The 14019-nt window shown below is 61.9% G+C and carries 13 protein-coding genes; 5 read left to right on the plus strand and 8 right to left on the minus strand.

Annotated elements, in window-relative coordinates; translation table 11 throughout:
- The 3 genes from VBE63_RS13495 to VBE63_RS13505 form a co-directional block, all read left to right on the plus strand.
- Positions 1 to 672: SCO family protein (locus tag VBE63_RS13495; RefSeq protein ID WP_323683553.1), on the plus strand; the 672-nt coding region annotated here is incomplete at its 5' end.
- A 221-nt stretch (positions 673 to 893) separates the two neighbouring features.
- Positions 894 to 1550: a c-type cytochrome gene (locus VBE63_RS13500; RefSeq protein ID WP_323683554.1), complete on the plus strand. Its 657-nt coding sequence runs from the start codon at positions 894 to 896 to the stop codon at positions 1548 to 1550.
- Between the two features lie 183 nt (positions 1551 to 1733).
- Complete coding sequence (locus VBE63_RS13505; protein WP_323683555.1) at positions 1734 to 2543, plus strand: endonuclease/exonuclease/phosphatase family protein; 810 nt, start codon at positions 1734 to 1736, stop codon at positions 2541 to 2543.
- A gap of 81 nt (positions 2544 to 2624) precedes the next feature.
- Here the strand turns inward: VBE63_RS13505 and VBE63_RS13510 are convergent, their stop codons facing one another.
- Positions 2625 to 3218: a hypothetical protein gene (locus VBE63_RS13510; RefSeq protein WP_323683556.1), complete on the minus strand. Its 594-nt coding sequence runs from the start codon at positions 3216 to 3218 to the stop codon at positions 2625 to 2627.
- A gap of 115 nt (positions 3219 to 3333) precedes the next feature.
- Here VBE63_RS13510 and VBE63_RS13515 point away from each other — a divergent pair, with 115 nt between their 5' ends.
- Complete coding sequence (locus VBE63_RS13515) at positions 3334 to 4032, plus strand: class I SAM-dependent methyltransferase (RefSeq protein ID WP_323683557.1); 699 nt, start codon at positions 3334 to 3336, stop codon at positions 4030 to 4032.
- Positions 4033 to 4106: 74 nt separating this feature from the next.
- On the opposite strand, the gene VBE63_RS13520 is transcribed toward VBE63_RS13515, so the two are convergent.
- From VBE63_RS13520 to guaB, 4 genes are all read right to left on the minus strand, one after another.
- Positions 4107 to 4745, minus strand: a complete 639-nt coding sequence (locus VBE63_RS13520; RefSeq protein WP_323683558.1) for a hypothetical protein — start codon at positions 4743 to 4745, stop codon at positions 4107 to 4109.
- Between the two features lie 360 nt (positions 4746 to 5105).
- Positions 5106 to 5567, minus strand: a complete 462-nt coding sequence (gene tadA, locus VBE63_RS13525) for a tRNA adenosine(34) deaminase TadA (RefSeq protein WP_323683591.1) — start codon at positions 5565 to 5567, stop codon at positions 5106 to 5108.
- 44 nt (positions 5568 to 5611) lie between these two features.
- Positions 5612 to 7186, minus strand: a complete 1575-nt coding sequence (gene guaA / locus VBE63_RS13530; protein WP_323683559.1) for a glutamine-hydrolyzing GMP synthase — start codon at positions 7184 to 7186, stop codon at positions 5612 to 5614.
- Positions 7187 to 7353: 167 nt separating this feature from the next.
- Entirely contained in the window at positions 7354 to 8820 is a 1467-nt protein-coding gene (gene guaB, locus VBE63_RS13535) for an IMP dehydrogenase (RefSeq protein WP_323683560.1), read from the minus strand.
- 234 nt (positions 8821 to 9054) lie between these two features.
- Between guaB and xseA the strand changes: the two genes are divergently transcribed.
- On the plus strand, positions 9055 to 10446 hold the full coding sequence (xseA, locus tag VBE63_RS13540) for an exodeoxyribonuclease VII large subunit (protein ID WP_323683561.1): 1392 nt from the start codon (positions 9055 to 9057) through the stop codon (positions 10444 to 10446).
- Positions 10447 to 10545: 99 nt separating this feature from the next.
- On the opposite strand, the gene VBE63_RS13545 is transcribed toward xseA, so the two are convergent.
- The 3 genes from VBE63_RS13545 to trkA all read right to left on the minus strand — a co-directional run bounded on the left by VBE63_RS13545 (position 10546) and on the right by trkA (position 13996).
- On the minus strand, positions 10546 to 10875 hold the full coding sequence (locus VBE63_RS13545; protein ID WP_323683562.1) for a tetratricopeptide repeat protein: 330 nt from the start codon (positions 10873 to 10875) through the stop codon (positions 10546 to 10548).
- 212 nt (positions 10876 to 11087) lie between these two features.
- Positions 11088 to 12545, minus strand: a complete 1458-nt coding sequence (locus VBE63_RS13550; RefSeq protein ID WP_323683563.1) for a TrkH family potassium uptake protein — start codon at positions 12543 to 12545, stop codon at positions 11088 to 11090.
- 74 nt (positions 12546 to 12619) lie between these two features.
- The gene (trkA, locus tag VBE63_RS13555) at positions 12620 to 13996 is read right to left on the minus strand and encodes a Trk system potassium transporter TrkA (protein ID WP_323683564.1); all 1377 of its coding nucleotides are present in this window, start codon (positions 13994 to 13996) and stop codon (positions 12620 to 12622) included.
- Positions 13997 to 14019 lie beyond the last annotated feature (23 nt).

A 14019-nucleotide genomic window follows, 5' to 3' on the forward strand; every position in this document is an offset into this window, starting at 1 on the left:
CATTCAGGTAGCGCGATGTCGAAGCTGGTTCCCATCATCGCCATCCTGTTCTTGGGCATGCTATTGATCTGGCTGCTGCTAGGCTGGGAGCCCGTTTCGGTCGACCCGGTGAGCCATGAGACACTGGGGCTTGATGCGCGTCCCATCGGTGGGGAGTTTGAGCTAATCTCAGCCCAGGGTCCGCTGAGGTTGTCTGATTACCAAGGCAAGGTGGTACTGCTGTATTTTGGTTATACCCAGTGTCCAGACATCTGCCCGACGAATCTGGCCATCATGGCTATTGCGTTGCGCGATCTGGACCGCAGTCTGGGCAAGGATGCGCTAGACCGAGTGCAAGTGCTCTTCGTCAGCGTCGACCCTGAGCGCGATACGGTCGAGCGGCTTGCCGACTATGTCGGATATTTTCATCCGCGCATGATTGGGCTCACTGGGTCGCCACAGGCACTGGCGGGTGTCGCCCGCCAGTATGGTGCGGCTTACCAGCGGAGCGATGCGGGTAGCTCAGCCATGGGGTATACAGTCGACCATTCGGCCTACACCTACGTCATCGATGCATCCGGACGTTTGGCGGAGGTGCTCGATCACGCGACGCCAGCGGAACAGATCGTCGCGATCCTGCGCCGGCACCTTGCGGGTGCGAGCCAAGCTCAAACCGAGCCAAACCTAAAGTGAAGCCAGGGTAGTGAACGGATGTGACCGTTTTCTGTGTAACAATTGAGCAGACTGTTGGCTCAGTGGAACTTCTCTGATGGCAGATCCTCTGTAGGCTGCACAGGCCTTGCGCTCCGAGCGCGCGTTGACCTAAATCGTTAATTTCTGATATATATAGCCGGATTTGCATGGTCAAGGCTCAAGCCGTTGGCCCGCCATCCACGAATATCGACGCAACGGTAATGACTATGAAGACATCGCTGATCGCCGGGATCTTTTCCTCTGCCATGTTCACGCTGGCTGGCCTCAACGTCGCATCTGCTAATCCGCTTCCGACCGATGTCGGCGGCAATGCGGAGAAAGGCAAGGAGAAGGCTGGCCAGATTTGCCAGGCCTGTCATGGTCTCGATGGTAATGGCGTTCCTGGCCAGCCCGTCTGGCCGAAGTTAGCAGGCCAGCATCCGCGGTATATCTACAAGCAACTACAGAATTTCAAGAACAACGATCGCTGGAATGCTCAAATGACGCCGATGGCGATGCCGCTCAGCGATGAAGAGATGCGCAATCTGGCAGCCTATTACTCCAGCCTGCCTCAGTCGGGTGGGGCCGCTGAGGAAGCGCTCGTCGCCAAGGGTGAGCGTATCTACCGCGCCGGTAACCCCGAGACGGGTGTGCCGGCTTGCTCCGGTTGTCATGGTCCAGCAGGACTGGGCAGCAATCTTGCTCGGTTTCCGCGGATTGCCGGCCAGCATTCTGAGTACACCGCCCAAACGCTTGGCTACTTCCGGTCTGCCGAGCGGGCGAATGATCCTAACGGGATGATGCGCGGGGTCTCTGCAAACCTGAAGGATGATGAGATTGAAGCTGTTGCCTCCTATATCGAAGGTTTGAGTCAGTAGGCGCTTGCCATGGATAGGCGCGCGCTTTCCGCCTCGCCTCATCCGGCTGACTCTCGACGCTTGAGGCTGGCGGTGGTTGCCAGCCACTAACCCCCTCTAGCTGAACAACGCCTGAGTTTTGGTTGACCATCCAGCCCTCCAATGGCGGCCATCCAATGCACCGATCGGTCACTTGAAGGCGCAGTGAACAGCCTCCGCCTGCTCAGCTTCAACATTCAAGCGGGCATCGAGTCGCGGCGCTATCGCGATTATGTCGTCAATAGCTGGAAGCATCTGCTCCCGCATCCGGCGCGACAACGCAATCTGGCAAGCATCGGCGCCCTCTTGCGCGGGTTTGACATCATTGGCCTACAAGAGGTCGACGCGGGAAGCTTGCGCAGCGCTTACATCGACCAGGCGCAGTATCTTGCCCACCAAGCGAACTATCCTTACTGGTTGTCGCAGGTCAACCGCGAGCTTGGCCAACTGGCACGGCACAGCAACGGACTTCTCAGTCGCATCCGTCCTGGAGCGGTGACTGAGCATAAGCTGCCTGGGCTCCCGGGGCGCGGGGCCATGGTGGTCGAGTTCCCGACGAGCAGCGCAGAGCCCTTCGCGGTTTGTGTGCTCCATCTCGCCCTGGGGCGTCGAGCCCAACGTCGCCAACTGGATTATCTGGTCGATATCGCTCGGAGCTACCGGATGATTGTGCTGATGGGTGACTTCAACTGCGGATGCGGATCACGCCTGCTGCGGGCCGCGATCGCTGCAGCCGGTCTGCGTGGCCTCGACTGCGAGCTGAAGACCTTTCCGAGCTGGCGCCCGGAGCGCAACCTGGATCACATCCTGGTGTCCCCTCAGCTTCGCATTACCTCGGCGCGTGTCCTCGACTACGCTCTATCCGACCATCTTCCAATCAGTATGGAGGTTGAACTGCCGGACGGTGTCGGCTTGGTCGCGCCTGAAACAGCTGCGGTTGCGGCATTGCGTTCGGGTTTCGTGACCGACGTCTAATGCATGCTAGGGCCGTCACTGTTTCTGGCTCATTGCTGCCGTTCTCTCTCCCTACTGAGGCGGGAAGGGCGATTTTGGCGGCTAATCCTGAACATAGAAGTACCGCCAAGGGCCCAGCTCGACTTGCGCGAGCAGTGTCAAGAGTGCGGGCAATGGCCGACCTTCGCCCGGGAACACGGGCTCAAGGTTGACGAAGAGACGCCCGAAGCCGCCATGGCGCCCCCAGTTCCAGCTCCAGCCTGGCGCCTCAGCACCGCAGCCAAGGCAATGCAGCAGTCTCTCATCGCCGCTGTTGGTCTGCTCAATCTGCTCCCGCCAAGTCGGTAATGGGCGCTGGCACTGAGCGCAACGAGGAGGGCGGCTGTTGCGGCCATAACGTAGCACCGGGGCATCGAGCGGCCCTTCGATCTCGATGGCGAGCCTCCCCGTCTGATCTAACGCTGAGCCAAATTGGACGGCGCAGCCGGTAAAGCCGATGTATTCGAACAACCGCTTTCCCGACGCGAACCGCATGCCGTTCCCTGGCGCTGCTGTTGCGATCAGGCCAGCATCGAGCAGTTGCCCTGACAGAGATTGGCCTGGAATCGCGGCCATCGGGTCTTCAGGGGTCAGTAGCAGCCGTCCGTTATGAAGACGCCGGCTTATGGTCGGTATCGATGGGCTGATCATCGGCATCCTAGACTCTGGGTGCTCGCTCAATGGGATGTCAGGGGACGAAACCCTGGTTTCGAACCGCTTGTCCGAACCCTGTAGATCCAATGTTCCAGCCACTACAGAGATGCTCGTCACCATGTTGCGCTTCGCTCGTCCTATGCTCATCGTTGTAGCCGTCCTTGTGAACGCCGTCATGGTCTTGCCGGCACTTGGTGTATCGCCGGCTAAGCCGGCGGTTGATGCCGAGATCAATCAGCATTATATGGACGCCGATGCGGAGCGTTGGAAAGGCGTCTTTGAGCGTGAAGGGCGCGAACTCTTTGATCGTCGCCTGCAGATTGTAGACGCACTGAAGCTGCAGCCGGGCGAATCAGTGGCAGATATTGGTGCTGGAACGGGCTTGTTCACGATGCTCTTCGCCGAGCGCGTCGGCCCCAACGGACAGGTGTATGCGGTCGATATCTCGCCATCGTTCATCGCTGCCATTGATGCGCGGGCGAACGCACTTGGGCTCGGCAACATCCTGCCCATCGTCAACTCGCAGCAGACGGTTTCTTTGCCAGCGAAGAGTGTTGACCTCGTCTTTATCGCCGACACCTATCATCACTTCGAGTATCCACAGTTGATGCTTGACTCGATTCGGGCTGCGCTGCGTCCTGGTGGTCGCCTGGTGCTGATCGACTTTCGCCGGGAGCCAGGCTTTAGCTCAAGCTGGGTCATGGCTCATGTGCGTGCGGGTCGGGCTCAGGTGATCAGCGAGCTTGAGGCCGCCGGATTCAAGTTGGTCGAGGAGCCTCTTGCGCTTCAGGGTCATTACTTCTTGTTATTTCGCTAATCGCCGAACTGCGATCATGGCCTGAGCAGGCCAGCCAATGCGGTCTGATGATCCACTCCACCGCCTTGCGGGAATTAGAAGTGGGTTTGGTTTGAGCGTTCAGCGCCAGACAAAGCCTTGACGGCGTTCACTGCGGCATGGCCCGCGGTGTCGATGTCCCCCTCCCGACCGGACAGCGTCAGACGGCCAAAGGCGCCGACCGCGCGGACGTCAATCAGAGTGATACTTGCCGCTTTTTCGGCCTCGTTGGCAGCGTAAACGATGTAGCCTGCGGGCTCGGTCTCTAGGATGAACATGCTTTGTCCGGGCAGGATCATCGACCCGCGCCGGTTCTGCCGATTGATCAAGACGGTGTGATCTGGCGTCATCGCGCGGATCACCTCGTTCCAGGCGATGCGGCACTTTTGCCGATCATCCTCGCGCGCCCTGAGCTGCCGAAGCACGGCCTGCCCGGCCTGAAGCACATCGCTCTGATCTCGCTGATGGATGACCATTGAGCCAAAGGCACGCTCGACCACCTGCTGTCCAAGATGGACACGGGTGGCCTTCAAAGCGACATCGGTCAGCCGATGCACGGCCATCCCTGGGGACACCTCGATCCACATACAGGCATCGCCCGGCACTGGCAAGAAACCTTGGGACACGGTGCCGAGATATTCGGCAAGCTGTGGCTGAAGGGAGTCGATATAGACGTAGGTACGAAGCTTGATCATTCGGTCCCTTCTGGAGCTTGGAAGAATCGGCTCAACCTGTGTTGCAGAAGTGCGAGATGGAGGCAATGCCTCTCACCGAGGCCAACAGCAGCGAGCATCAAGCCGTACATGATACCGCAATTCCCATGGACGGGCTGTGGCCGCCCGTTGGAAGCGATTGCCACATTGCTTAGTGACTGTCGAGAAATTGCTTCCCGATTTAGGAGCGACCGGTCGCAGCAGCTTCGGGAAGCAAGTGATCGAGACTTCCTTAGCTTAAGCAAGGCTTCATGGCGTGGCGTTCTATCCCTGAGTCTGAAGCATCGGCTTCGTTATTTGGCAGTGCGACGCCCGTTGTTGCTGAGTGCAGCGGCGGTAACATCAGTCGCATCGGCTCACCGCTGCAGGTAGGGAACGTCGGGCGCGAAAGAATGCGCGCAGCATCATGCTCGCCTCATCAGCGAGCAGACCGCCGGTGCAGAGGGTGCGGTGATTAAAGCGGCCGTCTGATGGCAAAAGATCGAATACCGAGCCACAGGCGCCACCCCTAGGGTCACTGGCAGCATAAATCACGCGCCGAATGCGAGCATGCACGATAGCTGCGGCACACATGGCACAGGGCTCTAGTGTCACGTAGAGATCCGCACCTGGCAGGCGGTAGTTCTCGGCGTTCCGAGCCGCTGCGCGTAATGCCTGGATCTCGGCGTGCGCGGTTGGGTCGTGGTGTGCGATAGGCTGGTTCCAGCCTTCACCCAGGATATCGCCATCGCGCACGACCAGCGCGCCGACGGGCACCTCGCCCTCGGCAGCGGCCTGTGCGGCAAGCGCCAGGGCACGCTGCATGCAGCCTTGATGAAACGGCTGCTCAGCATCCTCGATGGCTTGAGTCACTCCCACTCGATCGTACCCGGCGGCTTGCCGGTGATGTCATAGACGACGCGGGAGACCCCAGGCACCTCATTCACAATGCGGGTGCTGACGCGCTCAAGGAAGTCATAGGGCAGATGCGCCCAGCGCGCGGTCATGAAATCCACCGTCTCGACCGCCCGCAGCGCGATCACAGGCTCATAGCAACGGTTGTCGCCGACCACGCCAACCGAACGCACCGGCAGGAACACCGCGAAGGCCTGCGAGACCTGATCGTAGAGATCGGCGTTGCGCAGTTCTTCGATGAACAGGTGATCGGCCAGGCGCAGCGTCTCTGCATGATCCTTCTTGATTTCGCCCAGAATGCGCACGCCCAGCCCAGGGCCGGGGAAGGGGTGGCGATAGACCATTTCGGCCGGCAGCCCCAACTCGATGCCGACGCGCCGCACCTCGTCCTTGAACAGCTCGCGCAGCGGCTCGACCAGCCCTAAGCGCATCCGCTCCGGCAGGCCGCCGACGTTGTGATGGGATTTGATCACCTTCGCCTTGCCGGTCTTGGCGCCAGCGGATTCGATCACATCCGGATAGATGGTGCCCTGCGCCAGCCATTGCACACCGGGCAGCTTGGCCGCCTCGGCCTCGAACACCTCGATGAAGGTATTGCCGATGCGCTTGCGTTTTTCTTCTGGATCGCTGACGCCCGCGAGCCGTTCCAGAAACCGCGCCTCGGCCTCGACGCGCAGCACTCGCACACCCATGTGGCGGGCGAAGGTCGCCATCACCTGATCGCTCTCGCCAAGGCGCAGCAGCCCATTGTCGACGAAGACGCAGGTCAGCCGATCGCCGATGGCGCGATGCAGGAGCGCGGCGACCACCGAGGAATCGACCCCGCCCGAGAGCCCGAGCAACACCTCGTCGCCGCCGGTTTGAGCCTGGACGGCGGTGATGGCGTCGTCGATGATGTTGGACGGCGTCCACAGCCGACCGCAGCCGCAAATGACATGGCAGAAACGCTCGATGATGCGCTGGCCCTGGCGGGTGTGGGTGACCTCGGGATGGAACTGCACGCCATAGAACCGACGCGCCTCATCGGCGATCCCGGCGAGTGGCGCATGCGCGGTCTCGGCGATGACCGAGAAGCCCTCGGGCAGCGCCTCGACGCGATCGCCGTGACTCATCCAGACATCCAGCAGGCCATAGCCTTCGGGGCTGCTGTGGTCTTCGATGTCGCGCAACAGCTGCGAATGGCCGCGCGCACGCACCTGGGCATAGCCGTACTCACGCTGCTGCGCCGCGGCGACCTGCCCTCCAAGCTGCGCGGCCATGGTCTGCATGCCATAACAGATGCCAAGCACCGGCACGCCGAGCTCGAAGATCAAATCTGCGGCGCGCGGTGTCTCCTGCTGGTGTGCGGATTGGGGGCCGCCGGAGAGAATGACCCCGGTGGGGGCGAAGTTGCGAATCGCCTCCGGCGGCATATCCCAAGGATGCAGTTCGCAGTAGACGCCAGCCTCACGCACTCGGCGTGCGATTAGCTGCGTGTATTGGGAACCGAAATCGAGGATCAGAAGACGGTCGGCATGGATATTGGGCATGGGGGACTCGAGTGGCTCGCGGGCGTGGGCGGCCGAATGCGCGTGATGGGGCGATATCAGCTGATCGGCTCGATGCGCCCGATCATTGAACGCCATCAGCTGAACTGCGCTGCCTTGGTGTGCCAGTGATATCCGGCGCTCAGGGTGAGTGACGACACAATGTTGCTTCAGTTGTCGATGCGATAGTTTGGCGCTTCCTTGGTGATCTGCACATCATGCACATGGGATTCCCGCATCCCGGCCGCGCTGACGCGCACGAACATTGGCTTGGTGCGCATCTCTTCGATGTTCTTGCAACCGGTATAGCCCATGCTTGAGGCCAGCCCGCCGACCAACTGGGTGGTGACGTTGAGCACACTGCCTTTGTAGGGCACCCGGCCTTCGATGCCCTCGGGCACCAGTTTCTCCTTATCGGTCTGCTCCTGGAAGTAACGATCGCTGGAGCCATCCTTCTGGCCCATGGCGGCAAGCGAGCCCATGCCGCGATACGACTTGTAGGAGCGGCCCTGATAGATCTCGACCTCGCCCGGCGCCTCGTCGGTGCCGGCGAAGAGCCCACCGACCATGACGCTATGCGCGCCGGCGGCAATCACCTTGGCGACATCGCCCGAGTAGCGCAGTCCGCCATCGGCGATCAACGGCACCCCAGTGCCTTCCAAGGCTTGGGTCACGTTGCTCACCGCGGTGATCTGCGGCACGCCGACGCCGGCGACGATGCGCGTGGTGCAGATTGATCCGGGTCCGATGCCGACCTTCACCGCATCCGCGCCGGCCTCGACCAGCGCCGTCGCCGCCTCGGCGGTGGCGATGTTGCCGCCGATCACCTGCACTTCGGGGAAATGACGCTTGATCCAGGTGACGCGATCGAGCACGCCTTGGGAGTGCCCATGCGCAGTATCGACCACGAGCACATCGACGCCGGCCTCGACCAGCGCGGCGACCCGCTCGTCGGTGCCCTGGCCGACGGCCACCGCCGCGCCGACGCGTAGACGCTCATGCGCATCGCGGGAGGCCTTTGGAAAGTCGGTCGCCTTCTGGATATCCTTGACGGTGATCAGCCCGCGCAGCTCAAAGTCATCGTTGACCACCAGCAGCTTCTCGATACGATGCTGATGCAGCAACGCCACCACCTCGTCGCGGCTGGCGCCCTCCTTGACCGTGACCAGCCGCTCGCGCGGGGTCATGATGGCCGACACTGGGGCATCCATGCGCCGCTCGAAGCGCAGATCGCGGCCGGTGACGATGCCGCAGAGCCGTCGGCCTTCGGTCACCGGCACGCCTGAGATCGTGTGCGCCCGTGTCAGCGCCAACACCTCGCCGATACTGAGATCGGGCGAGACCGTGATCGGGTCGCGTATGATGCCACTCTCGTACTTCTTCACCGCCAGCACCTCGCGCGCCTGGCGCTCGGCTGACATATTCTTGTGTACGATGCCAATGCCGCCCTCGAGCGCCATCGCAATCGCGAGTCGCGACTCGGTCACGGTATCCATCGCTGCCGAGACCAGCGGGATCTTCAGCGCGATCTCGCGCGTGAGCAGGGTGCTGAGATCGACCGCGTTGGGGGTGACCGTCGAATGCGCTGGGACGAGCAGCACGTCGTCGAAGGTCAGGGCTTCCTCGATCAGGCGCATGGTGATTCCTCGATACGTCAGCTGGAACGGTGACCGCGCAAAGCAGTGCATTCCGAAAAGTTAACCCCTTATCATAGGAATTCAACCAGGTATCGGCAACGACATCGCGCAAGCGATATGTCTGTCTGGCGCCGCGATCGAGCCCTTGTTACCCCGCGTTTGCGATCTGGTTGTCGCCACTCGGTCCTGATCGATGCCGTTCTTATCGCTCCAGCCCTTGCCGTTCAGACTGCTATGCCAACCCCCCTAGCGCCGCCGATCATCGATTTTACGCGCGACATCTACAGTATCTCGCGCCTGAACGCCGAGGTGCGTGCGGTCCTCGATGGCAGCTTTCCGCTGCTCTGGGTGCAGGGCGAACTCTCCAACCTCTCGCAGCCAGCCTCTGGCCACCTGTACTTCAGTCTCAAGGATGGCGCTTCCCAGGTGCGCTGCGCAATGTTCAAGAGCAAGCGCCGGTTGCTCAGCTTGCGACCAGCCAACGGCCAGCAGCTGCTGGTGCGGGCACGGGTCGGGCTCTATGAGCCGCGCGGGGATTTTCAGCTCATCGTCGAACAGATGGAAGCGGCCGGCGATGGCGCACTGCGGCGCGCGCTCGAGCAGCTCAAGCAGCGCCTCGCCGCCGAGGGCCTGTTCGCCGAGGAACGCAAGCGGCCGCTGCCGGCCTATCCACGCCAGCTTGGACTGATCACCTCGGCCAGTGGCGCGGCTCTGCATGACCTGCTGACGGTGCTCAGGCGCCGTTTCCCGCTCCTACCGGTACTGATCTACCCCAGCGCGGTGCAAGGTGCGGCGGCAGCGGGGGCCTTGATCGCGGCGATCGAACTAGCCAACCGGCGCGGCGATTGCGATTTGCTGATCCTGGCGCGCGGCGGTGGCTCGCTCGAGGATCTGATGGCCTTCAACGATGAGGCCTTAGCGCGTGCGATTTGTGCCTCCGAACTGCCGATCCTAACCGGCATCGGCCATGAGATCGATCTCAGCATCGCCGATCTCGTGGCTGATCGGCGTGGCGCGACGCCCTCGGCGGCGGCTGAGCTGGTGGTCCCCGATGCCGAGCAGGCGCAGCGCCATCTGCGCGGACTCGAAGCGCGCCTCGAGACGGCGGTGTGGCGGGCGCTAGAGACGGCAAGACAAGGCTTGACGGCACAGTCACGCCAACTGCGGCTGCTGCATCCACGCGCGCGCCTGGAACAGCAGCAGCAGCGGGTCGACGACCTCCAGCGGCGGCTCGAGCGCGCCCTGGATGCGCGGATTGCCGAGGCGGGAGCGCATCTGGAGCGCTTGCGGCAGCGTCTGCGGTGGGTCGCGCCAGGCCAGCGCCTGTACGTCGAGGCCGAGCGCGTCGCCCGCGTCTCCGAACGGCTCGCCCAGGCTGGCCGGCGTGCTATCGAGCGGCGCCGTGAGCAGCTCGCGGCCTTGGCGGGCGGGCTGCAAGCGCGCAGCCCACTGGCAACCCTGGCGCGCGGCTATGCGATTGTCACTGATGCCGAGGGTGGTTTGGTGCATCGCCCCCAACAGGTGCCACTGGGCGCCCGCATTCGGGTTCAAGTTGCAGAAGGCGGCTTCGAGGCCAGGGTCATTGAGCCAGCGGCGGCTCGGCCCGCGTCTGGTTCGGAAAGCTAGCCTGGGCGCATCCCATGTCGTCTAGCGCTGGCAGCTCGCGCCCGCACAGCGTTGTTCAGCAGTCGTCGCATCGACAATACAGCGAACGCCCTACCACCATCAGCCATGCCCATCATGCGCTTTCTGTGCGCGCTTGAGAAAGACCCGCATCTCTTTTGCCGCCTGAGCATCGCCTTTCGCCTCGGCGACCTCGATGCCGCGATGCAAGACCTCGAGCGCCTCGGCATGGCGACTGGCTTGGGTGAGCACCTTGCCGTAGAGCTTCCAGGCCGCTGAATAGTTGGGATCTTGCCGTGTCGCTTCTGCCAGGTGCTCGATGGCCTGGTCGGTATGCTCCTGCTTCAGATATTCGTTGCCGAGACTGTAACGTAACAGCGCCGAGTCTTGGCCACGGGCGCGCATCGCCTCGAGATTTTCGATGATACTCATCGGTTGGTCCGTTGTTGGTGATGACTGAGATAAGACGATGGTCTCGATCAGTCACGGAGGCAAGCACTCTGGCCATCATCGCACGCATGGCTCGAGCGCGTTGCCACTCCCGGGCCTGAAGCACCTGTTGCTGAACCCCTCCTCAATGATGATCCACGGTTTGTGTGGCGAATGGCACCGTGGTCGCTGTTCGTGTCTTGGATCAGTGTGGCTCAGCGCCGCCAGAAAGCCGGGCTGAAGAGCACCAGCAGCGTAAAGATCTCGAGACGCCCGAGCAGCATCGCCATGCAGAGTATCCAAATGCCCGTGTCATGCATGTCGGAATAATGGGCGCCGACGGTGCCGAGCCCTGGTCCGAGATTGTTCATGCAGGCCGCCACGGCTGAGAAGGCGGTCAGCAGATCCAGCCCGGTGGCAGCCAGTGCCAGATACATCAGCGTGAAGGTCGCGACATAGAGCGAGAAGAAGCCCCAGACCGCATCCACGACACGATGGTTGATGACCTTACCGCCAACCCGCACCGGCATCTGCGCGTTGGGATGGATCAGGCGACCGATCTCGCGCAGCCCCTGCTTGATCAACAACAGGAACCGAATCACCTTGATGCCGCCGCCGGTGGAGCCCGCGCAGCCGCCGACGAAGGCGAGAAAGATCAGCAGGATCTCGATGAACGGTGGCCAGTAGTAAAAGGCATCGGTGGTGAAGCCGGTAGTGGTGCCGATCGAGACCGTCTGGAACAGGGCATGGGTGAAGGAGTCTTCCCAGTCGATATAGGTGTTGGTGTAGAACAGCCCGAGGGTGACGATGGTCGTCACCGAGATCATCAAGAAGAGATAGAACCGGAGTTCGCTATCACGGCCATAGGCTGCCAGTGAGTGTTGCCGAAAGGCGATGAAGTGCAGTGCGAAGTTCATCCCGGCAAGCAACATGAAGACTACCGCGATCATCTCGATCCAGGTGCTATCGAAGTAGCCCATGCTGGCGTCATGGGTTGAGAAGCCGCCGATGGCGACCGTCGAGAAGGCGTGGCTAATGGCATCAAAGCCATCCATGCCGGCCAGCCAATAGGCAAGCGTGCAGATGAAGGTGAGCCAGAAATAGATATACCAGAGGGCCTTTGCGGTTTCGGTGATGCGGGGCGTGAGCTTGGTCTCCTTCATTGGTCCGGGCATCTCCGCGCGGTAGAGCTGCATGCCGCCGACCCCTAACATCGGCAGTATCGCGACGGCCAGCACGATGATCCCCATGCCGCCCAGCCACTGCAGCTGTTGGCGATACCAAAGCATCGCGTGCGGCAGGTCATCGATGCCGACGATCACTGTCGCTCCTGTCGTCGTCAGCCCCGAGATGGACTCAAACACCGCGTGGGTGAGCGACATCTCGGGCTGCGCCGAGAGCCAGAACGGGATTGCGCCCGAGAGCCCAAGGGCGACCCAGAACAGCACCACGACCAAGAAGCCGTCGCGCACGCGCAGCTCATGACTGGCGCGGAATGCCATCAGCCAGTTCAGAACGCCGATGCCCAGGATCAGTGCGAACGCATAGAGAAAGGGGAGTAGGGCGCCATCACGGTAGATCAGCGCGACGATCACCGGTGGCAGCATCGAGACGCTGAACAGGATGAGCAGCAGGCCGAGGACCTTCTGCACGGTGAGCAAGCGTTTGAACATGAGGATTCAGGCCTCAAGTGAACGGGCAGCGTCAACGGCAATGCGGCTCGAGCACCGCCGCTCGCGGCACACCACTAGAAAAAGGTCACGCCGACCTGGAACAGCTTTTCAACCTCGGGCACTCGCAAGCGATCCTGTAGGAACAGGATCACGTGATCCTCGGATTCGATGACGGTATCGTGATGCGCGATCAACACCTGATCACCGCGCACGATGGCGCCGATGCTGGCCCCCTTGGGCAGCTTGATCGCCTCGATCGCCCGTCCAACCACCTTCGATGAGCTCTTGTCACCATGGGCGATGGCCTCGATCGCCTCGGCGGCACCACGGCGCAACGAATGCACCATCACCACATCGCCGCGGCGCACATGCTTGAGCAGGGTGCCGATGGTCGCCTGTTGTGGTGAGATCGCGACGTCAATCGGGCCACTTTGCACGAGGTCGACATAGGCTGTGCGGTTGATCAACGCCATCGCCTTGCGCGCGCCAAGACGCTTGGCGAGCATGGCTGAAAGAATATTCGCCTCATCGTCATTGGTCACCGCACAGAAGACATCGGTGTCCTCGATGTTCTCCTCCAGCAGCAGTTCCTCATCGGCGGCGTCGCCATGCAGCACGATGGTGCGCTCGAGCGACTCGGCGATCTGTTTGCAGCGCTCGAGATTGCTCTCGATCACCTTGACGCGGTAGTCATGCTCGGTGACCCGCGCGAGACGGGTGCCGATGTTGCCGCCGCCGGCGAAGATCAGCCGTTTGTAGGGCTTATCGAGTCGCCGCAGCTCGCCCATCACCGAGCGGATGTGTTTGGGCGCGGCGACGAAGAAGACCTCGTCATCGGCCTCGATGACGGTATCGCCCTCGGGCTGGATGGCGCGATCCTGGCGGTAGATCGCCGCCACTCGCGCATCGATATGTGGCATGTGATCGTAGAGGGCGCGCAGCTCTTGGCCGACGAGTGGGCCGCCGTAGTAGGCACGTACTGCCACCAGCCGTACCCGACCATTGGCGAAATCGGTCACCTGCAATGCGCCTGGGGTCTGGATCAGACGCAGGATATAGTCGGTGACCAACTGCTCGGGGCTGATGGTGACATCGACATTAAAAGCATCACCGCCGAACAAGGCCTCATGGTGGTCGAGGAAGCCCTGGGCGCGCACGCGGGCGATCTTGGTCGGCGTATGAAACAGCGTATAGGCGACCTGGCAGGCGACCATGTTGGTCTCGTCGCTGTTGGTCACCGCGATGATCATCTCCGCGTCCTCGCCACCCGCGCGCATGAGGACGTCGGGTTGGGCGCCGTGGCCTTGCAAGGTGCGCAGGTCGAAGCGATCGGCGAGCTCGCGCAGGCGTTGCGCGTCAGTATCGACCACGGTGATGTCGTTGGCTTCGTTGACCAGGTTGGCGGCCACCGAGGTGCCGACCTGGCCAGCGCCGAGGATGATGATCTTCATCGTCTGTAGCCGCGTCTGTAGCG

The organism is Lamprobacter sp., from assembly GCF_034860625.1.
Lineage (GTDB): Bacteria > Pseudomonadota > Gammaproteobacteria > Chromatiales > Chromatiaceae > Lamprobacter.

Coding starts and splice junctions, on each gene's coding strand:
- VBE63_RS13500 (WP_323683554.1), top strand. CDS start 894: ATGACTATGAAGACATCGCTGATCGCCGGGATCTTTTCCTCTGCCATG.
- VBE63_RS13510 (WP_323683556.1), bottom strand. CDS start 3,218: ATGCCGATGATCAGCCCATCGATACCGACCATAAGCCGGCGTCTTCAT.
- VBE63_RS13515 (WP_323683557.1), top strand. CDS start 3,334: ATGTTGCGCTTCGCTCGTCCTATGCTCATCGTTGTAGCCGTCCTTGTG.
- VBE63_RS13520 (WP_323683558.1), bottom strand. CDS start 4,745: ATGATCAAGCTTCGTACCTACGTCTATATCGACTCCCTTCAGCCACAG.
- tadA (WP_323683591.1), bottom strand. CDS start 5,567: ATGCAGCGTGCCCTGGCGCTTGCCGCACAGGCCGCTGCCGAGGGCGAG.
- guaA (WP_323683559.1), bottom strand. CDS start 7,186: ATGCCCAATATCCATGCCGACCGTCTTCTGATCCTCGATTTCGGTTCC.
- guaB (WP_323683560.1), bottom strand. CDS start 8,820: ATGCGCCTGATCGAGGAAGCCCTGACCTTCGACGACGTGCTGCTCGTC.
- xseA (WP_323683561.1), top strand. CDS start 9,055: ATGCCAACCCCCCTAGCGCCGCCGATCATCGATTTTACGCGCGACATC.
- VBE63_RS13545 (WP_323683562.1), bottom strand. CDS start 10,875: ATGAGTATCATCGAAAATCTCGAGGCGATGCGCGCCCGTGGCCAAGAC.
- VBE63_RS13550 (WP_323683563.1), bottom strand. CDS start 12,545: ATGTTCAAACGCTTGCTCACCGTGCAGAAGGTCCTCGGCCTGCTGCTC.
- trkA (WP_323683564.1), bottom strand. CDS start 13,996: ATGAAGATCATCATCCTCGGCGCTGGCCAGGTCGGCACCTCGGTGGCC.